The sequence below is a fragment of the Ruegeria sp. YTSB088 genome (genome assembly GCF_059609825.1).
On sequence record NZ_JBXWMM010000022.1, the window covers coordinates 1 to 12,081 of the forward strand.

The following is a 12,081-nucleotide window of genomic DNA, read 5'->3' on the forward strand; positions in this document are numbered from 1 at the left end:
TATACCCCTGAAACTCAGGGGCTTGAATCACGCAGCCGAGATGGCGGCAACCAAATTAATGGGTCCAGAACCTAAGATTCTGTCTGATCTACACCAAAACATCGTGGAAGTATTCAACGAGAACGGTACGCAAATTATGACACCGTCCTACATGGCTGACCCGCCAAGTCCTAAGATTCCCACCGAAGAATGGGATGGAAAGCTTGCTCATATAGCGGAGTAAAAGAATACCACGTCCACTCTGGGTCCACTAAACCCTTCCATTGCAGGTTGTCGGATTAGTTTGATTGATCCAGAGCAATGGGTAGGATTAATGAAATAGTTTTCAGGACGTTTTGAGGTTCCAGATGATCAATTGGGCATTTACTGCAATGGTAACGCTTCTCGCGAGTGGCGCTCTTGCCGCTGGTATGGAGCGGTGGGGTGAGTCTGGCGACTGGACAATTTTGATCGACCTCGAGAAAGGAAACGGCTGCCTCGCGTGGAAGCCCTTCGAAGACGACATGACAGTTGAGATTGGCGTCGCACCCAATCAGGCTGGCGGTTTCTTCGCCGCTTACAATCCGACCTGGGTTCAGATTGAGGACGGATCAACCGGTATCGTGAACTTCGATTTTGGTGACGCAAAGTTTGAAGGCGAAGCCGTAGGTGTTTTTAAAAATGGCGTCCCCGGGGGGTACGCCTTTTTCGACAACCCCGCGTTTGTGACCGAATTCGGCAAGCGCCAAAGCGTCACGATAATTGGTGAAAGTGGAACCGAAGTAGAACTTGATCTGAGTGGGTCTTCGAAAGCCATCGGGGCCGTTTTGGCATGTCAGGCAGAACAGCCTGAACCACTCAAGAACTAGGTCGTGACCGACTATTGAAGCTGATTCATGTCTGGCACGCACGGTTGCCTGTCTGCTGGCATCGCATCAGCACCTTCCGGAGCCTTGTTTCTGGATCCACCCACATCCAACTTGAACTTCGGTGACGAAAGTTGGCCAGTCACATCAAACGGCCACGCGCTACGGGATAACGGTTTGCCAACTCGACGGGGTTCTGCCCTGATCGCAATGAAATCTTTGACCCAATCCACTTGGCCCTTGGCCACCAATTGAACAGAACCCGTTTCAACCACGATGGAGTCTGAGCTTACCCGGCCGGCTTCGATGCTAATTGGTGCCACAACGCATGTTATGTCCGTGTAACCTTGACGGAGTTCCTCTGAAAACAGCCATGGGAAAATACCAAGCCCTGCCAACTCCAGAAGGCTGGTGCTGACATAGCCTTGTGACATCGATAAAGAAGCAGTGCCGCGCATGGAATTCACAAACGCATTGCCAGACGCGGTATTGCCTGAAACGTTGAACTCACCACTCAATCGCCCATATGCATCTATCCCGATACCCAGTTCATCGAGAATCTCTCCGAATTCCCATCCTGAGGTTGACCCCGACAAGGAGAGCCAATCAGGTGAGTCAATCAGATCCATCACTGCCCGTAGGCTGAAGTTTCCACCGCCATAAGCCATCTGGAGCGGGCCAAAATCTACTGTCCCTTCTTTTGCAGACAATTGGCTGGAAACAGAAGTTACGCCTTGTTGGCCAACAATCTCCTTAAAGTCGATCTGTACCTGAACGTCAGCCTCTCTCAGTACGCGCTGCACATCCAGAAGATCGGCTGGCTTTCCTTTCTCCTTTGGTAAAACCGGGGGCTGTACGTTGGTTTCCTTCGGTAGAACCAAGGGCTGTACGTCGGTTTCAGGATCTTTTGAAGCGTCGCCTACCAAGCTTTTAAGCTGGTCCAGCGTAGCGGTCAGGTTTTTTAGATCGTTTAAATCGAGCCTTTTACTCGCAACGTTTCCGCGAATTACAGAAGCGCCCTCGGGAAATTTTGCATCCAAAGCGGCCAGAAGGTGTGACGAACCGGCTTCAAACTCGATTGAGGCAGTGAAGTCCTCGCCCTGCTTCGACGTCACTGCATCGACGGCAAGTGCGCCAATCTCGACAGGTTGTAATTTAAGCGCAGTCAGAAAACTAGCTCCGTCGCTGACATCCAGTTCCACGTCAAAATCAAGGCCTGACAGCCCTTTCAATTCGCTGACCGATAGCGCGAGGTCAAGCGCCCAAATATCTGTGCCATAGGTGGTTGCATTAAACCTGTTGAGCGAAACAGGCCCTCCTTCATTGGACAAGCTGAAGTCGGCATTTATGCCACCGAGCTGATCGACAAAATCTTCATCCATATTTGGCAAAATCAATTTGGCCGGCCCGTTGAGTGTGCCTTCGAAAGTCACGTCCTGAAGCTGAAGCAGGTCGAGAATTTCGCCGTCGGCCTTTAGAATTGGGTCCGCAATCGGTCCAGCCTGTAAGGCGATGCCCAGCATCGCAAGCCGACCATCGGGCATGCGGCGAATGCGTTCGATAGAGGCTGGCCCGATCACGTCCAGGCCTTGATCAAATGCGTTAGTTTGGAACAGAAGCTTCTCGAACTCGAAAGACGCAAGTGATCCTACCATGTGCATTTCTAAGGCTGTGAACTTCAGCTCCTGGAAACTCTTTGCAGCGTTCGGCGGCTGCCCCTCAGGATAAAGCCGCGCGTCGAATAACAAATCAACACCCCGAGCTGTGTAGAGGTCTTCTATCGATCCTTCTGCTGTAAGTTGCTGTCCGTCCTCAAGGTTTACGGTGGTCGTAAAGGTCTCGATTTTCAGAGCATCCTGAGAAACAAGCTCTGCTTGCAACTGGCCATTCCCTTCCAGAACTCGCTCCAGCCCAATGACTTCAAGAAAGTCACCGAATTCACCAGTGTCCATCTGCAAGACAGCACGATAGCCACCTCCCTCGCTTTCCGAAAAAGGTTCGCCGTCGTAGCTTACCGTCATTTCGCCAAAATTGGCGCGCGTCGCAAACGGCGCACTATGAGGATAGTCACCCTCGATTTCGAAACTTTGGCCGTTGACGGAGCCTGTCCCCGAGACCTTTGTTCTTTGCCCTTTGTCTACCTGTTCCAGAGCGAGAGACTGGAGGTCAAACACGAACGAAAAGCCAGAGGTTTGATCATCAATGTTCAACCCAATGGATGTGAAAGCTACATTCTTGTCGCTCAGGAATGAGAGGATCCCGCTACCTTCTGGGTCGCCCTCATTGGACCCGCCTGTCTCAGCTATAGCTTCTTGATTGTCCACTTCCGTGGCGTTTACGGGTTCAGCTTTTGGCGTCGGTCGGCCTTTTCGCCAACTTGTAGTGCCGTCAGCAGCTGTAAGGAAATTCGCCTGGAGGCCGTCAACGACGAGGTTGTCAAAGTGCAGACGTCGATTGGCCAAAGCAGCAACATCCAATTCCAGTTCCAGAAGGTTCAATTCTGCAAGAGATGTTTCCGGCATAGTTTGGCTCGGGATAACCACACCACCGACGTAAATGTGGGTAATGCGTCCAAGCGCGACACTTACATCGTCATTAACCACAATCGGTTGTCCGATTTGTTCAGAAAGGACTTTTTCGACTAGGTCCCGTCGCATCTCCGAGAATAGCGGCGCAGCAAGTAGCAACCAAACAAATCCGATTGTTGCAAACACAAGTAGTACGACAATCCCAATTGATCTAAGAAGCCAAGTCCTCATGCATCCCCCTGTCGTCGCCTACGCCGTTTGGTCTATCTGCAATTCGGCGTTCGCCAATCTGCTGGACTAGATGGGCACATAATTCGGTTCGCGCGCGCCGCGCGTTTAGTGCTCATCGGTCCAAAGCCGCCAGGATACGAGCATCCCGCTCGTATGGGTCCTCGCGGAAATGAACGACCCCGTCTTCGACCCACGCTGTCCAGTATGTTAAAAGAACCGGCATTGGCTCAGGTAGATCAACGCGCGTTGTCTTTCCGCTATCCAAAATGGACTGCATCTTCTGTCGGCTCCAATCTGGCTCTCCCTCCATCAGAAGGCTCGCGAACTCGAACGGATACTCAAGGCGAACGCAGCCGGAACTGAGATTTCTCTCGTTTCGGTCAAAAAGGGTTTTGTCGTTTGTGTCGTGCAAGTATACAGCGTATTTGTTTGGAAACATGAACTTAACCAAACCCAGCGCATTGTCTGGGCCCGGTTGCTGAACCAGGGTCACGCCGGGGTTCTTCGCCCCCCAGTTTACAGCGTTTGCGGGGATTGTCTGGCCATCCTTGTTCCGAACGACATAGTTGTTGCGTGTCAGATAGGCAGGATCCTTGCGGATGCGCGAAAGTTTGTCTTTACGAAAAATCGAGGCGGGAACGGTCCAGGTGGGATTGAATTCCATATACTTGATTTCGTCTCGGAACACTGGGGTCTTTCGATAGGCTGACCCTGTGATTGATCTAGTGGTCCAAAGCGTGCCATCCGATGTGACCAAATATGTGCGGGCTCCTGCAATGTTCACCAGCACGAATTCGTCGTCGACTTCCCGCATAAGCCAGCGGCCACGTTCCAAGCTGAGACGCAGCTTGTTAATTCGATCTTCCACCGGTTTGTTTAGCGATGCGAACGTCTTACCGCCAATGACCCCATCGGCTTCTAATCCATGCCGACTCTGAAAAGATTTGACTAATTTCACCAAGTTATCGTCGTAAACCCAAGCTGTGTTTATGCCGTTTTCACCATCTTCAGAAGAACCGCTTGTTTCAACGAAGCCTTCTGCCGCCAGCCTTTCGCGCAGCTTAGCGACAGCAGGGTCCACCATCTCTGGTTTAAGAACGGTTTCATCCGGAACATTGGTCCAACCGCCCTGTAAAGCAATGGCCCTATACTTACTCAGTGCTTCGACAAGCATCGTATACTGCGCATTGTCGATATCGATGCGTTCGATTAACGCGCTAAAACCTTCACCTTGAAGAAACTGATTCAGGGCAACGGCTGGGTCTTGTTGAATTACCGGTTTTGAGAAGTTCCAATCATCGTCCAGTGCATTTGGGTCGACTTTCCCAAACACCAAATGATGAACCAGTTTCACCGCAGCGTCCGTTGCCAGAATATCGAACAATGCTTGATTAGAAACATCGCCAGTTTGGGCGGCCTTAAATGCGGCTTGAAGCTCCGCTAAGTCAAAATCTTCCGGTCTGAAGCCCTGTTCTATAGCGCCATCCAACTCCTCCAAGAGTTCGTCTGCCAATTCATCGCGTGTCCACGCAGGAGTGAAGCCCCTCTCTTCGTAGAAACGCGGCACTAGGATTTCAGCATCCAAGCTCTTTCTGTCAGGTAGCGTGCTACTCACGTCCAACTTGGCACCGAGTAGAGAAGCAATCTGCTCTGATATCTCGTTTGCGACACTGGGGTTGGGGAATATTGTTACCAATGCAGTTAGCGAAATCGCGACTAACGACTTAACGTGACCCACCAATACCTCCTGCGGCTTCGCGCTATATGCTGTCTCTATGTGGGAGGATACTCATACATAATGTATAATCAAATCGTAATTTATGATTTTAGTATGGCCATTTGATTGGAGGGTTCGAGTGCTGTGTGTATATGCAGGGGATTGACGCTGAACGTCCAAACGATCCTGTGGACGAGGCGGCCCTGTTGAATCTACTGTCATTGCAGTATCGACGGAGTTGGGCGGGTTATGGCGACATTTGTATTGGTCCACGGAGCGTGGCAAGGGGGATGGTGTTGGGCTCGCGTAGCCGCCCTTCTGCGCAGGGACGGCCACGACGTTTTCACCCCGACACTGACAGGGTTGGGTGAACGTGCTCACCTCGTTAGTGACGAAACCGATCTGGCCATGCATATCGAGGATGTCCTAGGGGTAATCACGTGCGAAGAACTCTCTGACATTGTTTTGTGCGGTCATAGCTATGGCGGCATGGTTGTCACCGGAGTGGCGGATAGAGCGCCCGACCACATTCGCTCACTTATGTACCTCGATGCGCTCGTACCGGGCGATGGGCAGGCGGCCTTGGATGTTTTGCCTGCGGATATCGCGGCAGGGCTTCGTGATAGTGCCGCCGATGGTAAAGTCGCGCCGGGCCCAGCGGAGGCTTTTTCGGTGAATGGAGCAGACTGTGCGTGGGTGGACCGCCGAAATGTCGCGCAACCACTCAAGACATTTGAGCAACCGATGCAACTGGTGAACGGCGGAGCCGAGGTGGTAAAGCGGACCTACATCTATGCCACCGGCTGGGTCCCTGGGCTTGGCCAACCGTTTTTTGAGCGATACCAGTATCAGTCGGGGTGGACGGCGATTTCGGTGCCATTCGGGCACTACGTGATGATCGACAAGCCTGACGACTTGGCCCGAATGCTAATGTCCGCGATTTGAATTTGGCCGCCGGATCCTGCACGAGCGCGCGGACAGCGAAATCGCCCGCATAGGAATAGTTATTGCTTCTATCCCGATTGTCCTACTTCAATCAGCGCTTCGGGCGAGATGCGCCGTAGCTCTGCAAGTGAATCCGCGTCTCGACTGATCAGCTGGCATTGATCTCAAACCGAAGCTTCAGCTTCAATGGCAGGCAACCGATCTCGGCGCCGTCACTTTCGGAGGCTCGATAATGAGTATGCGGTACTAGCTAGGAAAATAAGATCGGCTCAGACAAGGCGCTCGACGTTGTCTTGGCCAACTAGTCTCTCACAATTGCCTTAGAACTGTTTCCCACTGACTAGGGTTGAATTTTTCCGGCCAGAGTGCACTCTTGATTGTGGATGAGCGTCGAAAGTCGATTGAGTTATGCGAGGACTACTATTAATTGAACGAATTCTACGCGCCGCGCAAACTTATGGGCAAAAAATGCAAACTTATGCGCAAATCTCGCGCAAGGTTATGGGCGCAGACTCCGTAATTTTCTGAATGTAATCAGTGTTGGGGACGCAGCGATATCCGCGCGCCTACATCAGGTGGAGGCATTGCCAACATTCGCGTGCGATCCTGCCGCTAGTGTGGATGAGGATCTGGCGCGATTGCGCAGGCAGATGATGGCTGTGATTGAGCGGTGAAGTCTGTTTGACAGAGATATGCAGAAACCGAGTTTGTTGAGATTCGGCTACGCGTAGCGGCAGATAGGAGATTAGCGGAGCAGCTGTACTTGTCGGAAGTGTGTTCTCCAACGGGTATCAATATGCAAAGACTAAGTTAGCACCCGTAATCCAGCCTACTCTAGGCGACACAAGTGGTCAGTCTGCAATCGCCACGGACGTGACGATCCCGGAGGTCTGGGTCCTCACTGTCTTGAAAGAACTACTATCGGAGAATTCTGGGAGTATTTTCTTCCAACAAAAAAATTTTCTGAGTGATCACATTGATATTGATCAAGCTGTGAGCCGTGCGACGAAGTAGGATGGTTGCGTCGCATTACGCAACCGAACTTCCGTGACAAGAATGATAGCTCAATCCCCACCTTGGGTTCGCCCGGTAGCAATAATCGCTGCACTCTTTGGTCTCCTGACCATTTTTTCCGGGGGGATGGTGTTGTTTGGTGGTTCGGTCGTGAAATCCGCAGCCGGGGACGCGGTCCCAATAGTGCTTTGGTTCAATTTCCTTGTTGGGTTCGTTTACGTTGTTGGTGCTGTCGCACTCTTTAAATCCGCAGTATGGGCTCGACGAATTGCCTGGGCAATCGGCATTTGTACAGCTCTGGTATTCTTGATTTTTATAGCAATGGCGCTTGGTGGAACGCCCTTTGAATGGCGAACTGTTGGAGCGATGATCATTCGCTCGGGATTTTGGCTTGCGGTGGCAATCGCGCTTTCCAGGTGAGCCTCCCCAACCGAACTGGTCCACCATTATGTTAATGACACAGCAAACTGAATTCCGCATGTGCCAAAGCTTGATTGCACGATGGTGGCAAACGCTTCTTTGATTCAGGCGATCCAATTGACCCACGATTTCGGCTAATCTTTTGCTGAAAGGTAGGAGCCTGCCCGGGCAGCAAGACTTTGGGGGCTGGCGTGGAAGGATAAGTGATTGGGCCTACGTCCCAGCCGTCAGGTCTTCCAGCACCCCACCATCACGCAGAAAGTCGCTCCAGATCCACGCCATTCGGTCAACAAACCACATCTTTCCACCTGAGATCACAACTATGCCGAGGCATGTGAACCCCAAGTCGAATAGCCAAAGGCCGTATGCAAACGGCAGAAGACCTAATCCGCTGACATAGGCCAGTGCTTTGGCCACTCGTATATGATGAGCCGCAATCTTGTCTCGGTGTCGCAGCCAGACACGCTCGCCCAATACACCTTGGGCTGACCAGCTCTCGAAGGTCTTAGGTCGGGAAAAAGCGCGTGGATTGACCCAAACCCAGACCAGAACTGCACCCACAGCGACCCAAGCCCAATTGCCTATCCAATCCCGACTCCAGATCGCCAAAGCCAGCATAGGTAACGGCGTCAGCACACGGGTCCAGACAGACCAGGGGTTTGTATGCCGCAGCCAAACCTCATCTTTCATGCCCATGAGGCGTTCGGAAAACCGCGCTATGTCCATCTGTTCAACTCCAGGATCCTCCACTCTGACAGAGGGAGGTTTTGCTAAACAAAGCAGACTTTGGCCGGGATACGAACCTGCCTTATCGAATGCGTCTCAAAAAAAAATCATTACACGCTGAATTTCTTTAGGTGGGGGTGCGTTGCAGGCAGCGGTCCCCACCATTTTGGAATTCTCGACCGGCTTCAGCTAGAACTTGTAAGACACTCGAAGCGCGACAGAGTCAGCCGTGATGTCATCGCCCGACGTGTCGTATGTGTCTCGCAGGTATTCAAGACCGACCAATATCTTGTCCGTCGCGCGATAGGTCACACCGACACCCGCAGAATAGCCATCCTCGCTCTTCGACCCGCCATAGATGTTTGCGTAGCCAACCACGCCGTAGAGATATGTCCGGCCAAATACGTGCCCGCCTTTAAACTTCAGGCGCAGGGTATCGACTTTTTCAGCTTTTCCTCCTGCCTCAACCTCTGCGCCCGCGTCATAAGAAAGTTCACCGCCAATTACGTAGCCGTCAAGATCGTGAAGATAACTAGCATGAAGGCCCAGAGTTGCATTCCCATTGTCTTTGTTGCCCTCGGAAACATCGATTGTCGAGAGCTGCAAACCTGCATTGAAGCCGGTCCAGCTTTCATCTGCCAAGGACAGAGTTGGCATCATGGCAGCCAGTGTGATCATTGTGATCGTTTTCATTTTAAGATCCATTCTGATGTTCGTTTGGACAAGGCATCTGGTCGCTGGCCATGCTTGATGCACCTGCGGGAGTGACCGTCAATTAGTGGGGGCATTGAAGTCTCCGCTTTCCCGTTTCAGTTCAGCGGTGACCCAAAGGCGTGATTAGAGGATGGGTTTGGGTTTGCTGGTCATTTGAAGCAGTTTCCCTGATTGGTCATATCGGGCGGTGACCAGAACCCGGCGCGCATGTGCCACCTCTAGCGGGCCACCAACAACTTCCCAAAGTCCAAAGGTAAAGAGATCCAGTGTTCCGTGACCTGCCGCACGGGCCAGGTTTGGCTTTGTCTTGGGCTCAACATCATAGACAGCAACCCAGTCCCCATTGGCTTGTTGCTGTAGTTCTTCGGGCGAGCCCAATTGGCGTTCTACATTGAACCGGGTGGCTTCCTGGCTAACTACGCTCAAGTCGGGGCCATCGCTGCCGGTCGCTGCCATGTTGGCCGCACATCCACTCAGGGAGATACCACAGATGAGTGCGACGAGCATTGGCCGCACAAATTGACTGAAGGTGGCAAAGTGTTGAGCCCCAAAACTTCGATTTCGGCTTGGTTCATGAGAGATCGGGTTCTCCGATCCCAGTGATTTATGTCGTCTTCTCATAGTCTTTCCATATTCTGATTGAGTTGCGTTTTGCTGCGGCCCAACATCCCACCCCGATGTACTTCCGGACTGGAACGGGTTGCTGATTGGTTTGTTTGCTTGTCAGCCTCGAAGTTGATGACAATTCGGCCTCTTGTCCGATGCGACGTCAACGTTCTGATCGCGGCCTGGATTTGCGGCAGATCGAATGGGATTTCCGCCTCGATAGGTGATCGGATTTTGTGTTTTGCGATGCTCAGCATGGCTGCATAGGCGTTATGCCGTGGTAGGGATGCGACAAAATGATACCGAGGGCCGCGGAACCGAGTGGCCATGCTTCGCCGGACAATGTACCCAACGCCCAGGAGAAACTCGATCCAGGACAGCTTGCGTTCACCAATGTGACGAACCGGGCCAACGATTGTGACGAACCGGCCCTTACGTTTCAGCGTGCGGTAGGCGGCGGTTTCAACCTCTCGGCCACCTACCAGATCAATGACTTTGTCATAGGTGCTCCTGCCTTGTGCGCCAAAGTCTGTCTGCTTGTAGTCGATTGTGTCATCAGCCCCCAAAGCGTTCACCAGACCAGCGTTGGCACCACTGCAAACGCCGGTGACATGTGCGCCCTTGGATTTAAGAAACTGGACCATCAGTGATCCAATGGCACCAGATGCTCCCACGACCAGACAGCGATCACCCGCTTCTATTCGTGCGGTTTTGATTGTCCCCCAGGCCACGCATCCGGAAAGCATCGACGCTGCCGCTTCGACGTGAGACAAGGCATGTGGTTTGAGCATCACGTAGTGTTGCGCCACGCATCTGTAGGTTGCCCATGACCCGGCTTCGCCAAGCTCATTGGGAATGACGATGACTTCGTCTCCGACATTAAATCGATTCACCTCCTGACCTATCGCAACAACGACGCCCGATGCCGAGGACCCCATGAGGTAGGGGGAAGCAGCGGATACATCCTTGGGTCCAAAGAACCGACCTAGGGCCGTGCCCTGAGCTGCATAAATCTCATCCACGTGCATTGAGGACGCGACCAGCTGAATGGCAACTTGGTGGCCGGACGGCCTTGGCACTGGCACAGTCACCAGCTGCAATACATCCGCGACGCCACCGATGTCCGGCGTGCCCGTAATGGCGATTGCAGTCATGCGATTAGCTGACTGATAAATCGCGGAAAGAGCGCGTGTGCAACCTAACATGTTTCTCTCCAGAGGGTTTTGGATCAATTGGTGGAGAGCTGTTTTGCGAACGTCTTATTCCAGCGCATTCGAACTGAAGCTCGCTGAACGTCACATAGATGCAGACAATCCGTGATCAGAATCCCGAGCAATTCGCGAATACCCGTCAAACGCGACGTTCTACGCAACTCGGATGGTGGAATGTATCCACAGACAAGAGCATTCATGGCATTCAATCCTGTGTAGGGCGCGCAACTCGACCGGGTCCGCGAAGAGTCATGGCTTGCGGATTTGGGCTGCGTAAACGCATCGTTTAATTCGGGTTGGCAGGTAATTTACATTGCCCTGCCAAGTGAGTCGGAGTATAAACCGACCATGGGTCTGTATTTACAAACCGCTGGTCGGTTTTCAAGAGGAAAATGAATGAAATCTAAGAAGCGGAAGAACATGCAGCCCGAGGAACGTCGCGCTCAATTATTGGGATGCGCACAAATATTGTTCTTTTCCAAAGGGTTCGAAGATACGACCGTACAAGATGTACTGGATCTGGCCGGTGTTTCGAAAGGTGGATTTTATCATCATTTCAAATCCAAGGACGAGTTGCTGTTCGGTGTATTGGATGGAATGGCGGAGGGCGTCTTCTCACAGATGGCCGTTGTCGCCTCTGACGAGACGTCCTCTGCGCTTGATTTGTTGCGCAGCTTTACCCACTTGCGGGCAAACTACCTGCGCGAACATGACTATCCTGGTCAGGTCGAATTCTTCAGAGTCATGAACCAGGACAAAAATCTGATCCTGCTTGAGCAGTTCAAGCGTAGGGTCAGAACCGGAGCCATGCCCGTCCTGACCGGGATCATCCAGAAAGGCTGTGATGAGGGCACGTTTGCAGTCGCGGATATTGATACGGCCGCAGAGCTCATTTTGTTCCTTAGCACTTTTATGGACCTTGCCCTGTTGCGCGCGATTGAAGCGCGAGGAGCCGAGACGGCGGACCATGCTGCTGGTAAGTTGCAAGCCGCAATCGACATGCAGTTCTTAACAATCGACCGCATTTTGGGATTGCCGGATGGGACAACGGATTTCGGTTGGCCGGAAGCCGTAGACGTAACGATGGCAACTGAACTTCCGCCGCTTCCTTCGACCAATTAATG

General features: G+C 52.4%; 11 protein-coding genes. 5 read left to right on the forward strand and 6 right to left on the reverse strand.

What is annotated here, in order from left to right; all coding sequences use genetic code 11:
• Positions 1-223, forward strand: a 223-nt coding sequence (locus AC2FFA_RS21740; RefSeq protein ID WP_496853210.1) for a hypothetical protein, incomplete at its 5' end; no start/stop codon positions are given.
• Between the two features lie 124 nt (positions 224-347).
• Entirely contained in the window at positions 348-848 is a 501-nt protein-coding gene (locus AC2FFA_RS21745) for a hypothetical protein (protein WP_496853211.1), read from the forward strand.
• Positions 849-859: 11 nt separating this feature from the next.
• On the opposite strand, the gene AC2FFA_RS21750 is transcribed toward AC2FFA_RS21745, so the two are convergent.
• Positions 860-3,604, reverse strand: coding sequence for an AsmA family protein (locus AC2FFA_RS21750; protein ID WP_496853212.1), 2,745 nt, complete (start codon positions 3,602-3,604; stop codon positions 860-862).
• Positions 3,605-3,716: 112 nt separating this feature from the next.
• Positions 3,717-5,342 carry a L,D-transpeptidase family protein gene (locus tag AC2FFA_RS21755; RefSeq protein ID WP_496853213.1) on the reverse strand — a complete coding sequence of 542 codons (1,626 nt, stop codon included), beginning with the start codon at positions 5,340-5,342 and terminating at the stop codon, positions 3,717-3,719.
• Between the two features lie 228 nt (positions 5,343-5,570).
• On the opposite strand from AC2FFA_RS21755, the gene AC2FFA_RS21760 reads away from it, so the two are divergent.
• The gene (locus AC2FFA_RS21760; protein WP_496853214.1) at positions 5,571-6,266 is read left to right on the forward strand and encodes an alpha/beta fold hydrolase; all 696 of its coding nucleotides are present in this window, start codon (positions 5,571-5,573) and stop codon (positions 6,264-6,266) included.
• A gap of 1,056 nt (positions 6,267-7,322) precedes the next feature.
• Positions 7,323-7,700 carry a hypothetical protein gene (locus AC2FFA_RS21765; protein WP_496853215.1) on the forward strand — a complete coding sequence of 126 codons (378 nt, stop codon included), beginning with the start codon at positions 7,323-7,325 and terminating at the stop codon, positions 7,698-7,700.
• Positions 7,701-7,913: 213 nt separating this feature from the next.
• Here AC2FFA_RS21765 and AC2FFA_RS21770 read toward each other — a convergent pair whose 3' ends face one another.
• The 4 genes from AC2FFA_RS21770 to AC2FFA_RS21785 all read right to left on the reverse strand — a co-directional run bounded on the left by AC2FFA_RS21770 (position 7,914) and on the right by AC2FFA_RS21785 (position 10,900).
• Positions 7,914-8,426, reverse strand: coding sequence for a DUF6653 family protein (locus AC2FFA_RS21770; protein WP_496853216.1), 513 nt, complete (start codon positions 8,424-8,426; stop codon positions 7,914-7,916).
• Positions 8,427-8,615: 189 nt separating this feature from the next.
• Positions 8,616-9,119 carry an outer membrane protein gene (locus AC2FFA_RS21775; RefSeq protein WP_496853217.1) on the reverse strand — a complete coding sequence of 168 codons (504 nt, stop codon included), beginning with the start codon at positions 9,117-9,119 and terminating at the stop codon, positions 8,616-8,618.
• 144 nt (positions 9,120-9,263) lie between these two features.
• Positions 9,264-9,647 (reverse strand): hypothetical protein, encoded by a 384-nt coding sequence (locus AC2FFA_RS21780; RefSeq protein WP_496853218.1) that lies wholly within the window; start codon positions 9,645-9,647, stop codon positions 9,264-9,266.
• A gap of 110 nt (positions 9,648-9,757) precedes the next feature.
• Positions 9,758-10,900, reverse strand: coding sequence for a quinone oxidoreductase family protein (locus tag AC2FFA_RS21785; RefSeq protein WP_496853219.1), 1,143 nt, complete (start codon positions 10,898-10,900; stop codon positions 9,758-9,760).
• A 453-nt stretch (positions 10,901-11,353) separates the two neighbouring features.
• On the opposite strand from AC2FFA_RS21785, the gene AC2FFA_RS21790 reads away from it, so the two are divergent.
• Positions 11,354-12,079 carry a TetR/AcrR family transcriptional regulator gene (locus tag AC2FFA_RS21790; RefSeq protein WP_496853220.1) on the forward strand — a complete coding sequence of 242 codons (726 nt, stop codon included), beginning with the start codon at positions 11,354-11,356 and terminating at the stop codon, positions 12,077-12,079.
• Positions 12,080-12,081: the final 2 nt, after the last annotated feature.

What these genes read in the sequence shown, in the direction of transcription:
- AC2FFA_RS21745 (WP_496853211.1), top strand. Translation starts at nt 348, where the DNA reads ATGATCAATTGGGCATTTACTGCAATGGTAACGCTTCTCGCGAGTGGC.
- AC2FFA_RS21750 (WP_496853212.1), bottom strand. Translation starts at nt 3,604, where the DNA reads ATGAGGACTTGGCTTCTTAGATCAATTGGGATTGTCGTACTACTTGTG.
- AC2FFA_RS21760 (WP_496853214.1), top strand. Translation starts at nt 5,571, where the DNA reads ATGGCGACATTTGTATTGGTCCACGGAGCGTGGCAAGGGGGATGGTGT.
- AC2FFA_RS21765 (WP_496853215.1), top strand. Translation starts at nt 7,323, where the DNA reads ATGATAGCTCAATCCCCACCTTGGGTTCGCCCGGTAGCAATAATCGCT.
- AC2FFA_RS21770 (WP_496853216.1), bottom strand. Translation starts at nt 8,426, where the DNA reads ATGGACATAGCGCGGTTTTCCGAACGCCTCATGGGCATGAAAGATGAG.
- AC2FFA_RS21775 (WP_496853217.1), bottom strand. Translation starts at nt 9,119, where the DNA reads ATGAAAACGATCACAATGATCACACTGGCTGCCATGATGCCAACTCTG.
- AC2FFA_RS21780 (WP_496853218.1), bottom strand. Translation starts at nt 9,647, where the DNA reads ATGCTCGTCGCACTCATCTGTGGTATCTCCCTGAGTGGATGTGCGGCC.
- AC2FFA_RS21785 (WP_496853219.1), bottom strand. Translation starts at nt 10,900, where the DNA reads ATGACTGCAATCGCCATTACGGGCACGCCGGACATCGGTGGCGTCGCG.
- AC2FFA_RS21790 (WP_496853220.1), top strand. Translation starts at nt 11,354, where the DNA reads ATGAAATCTAAGAAGCGGAAGAACATGCAGCCCGAGGAACGTCGCGCT.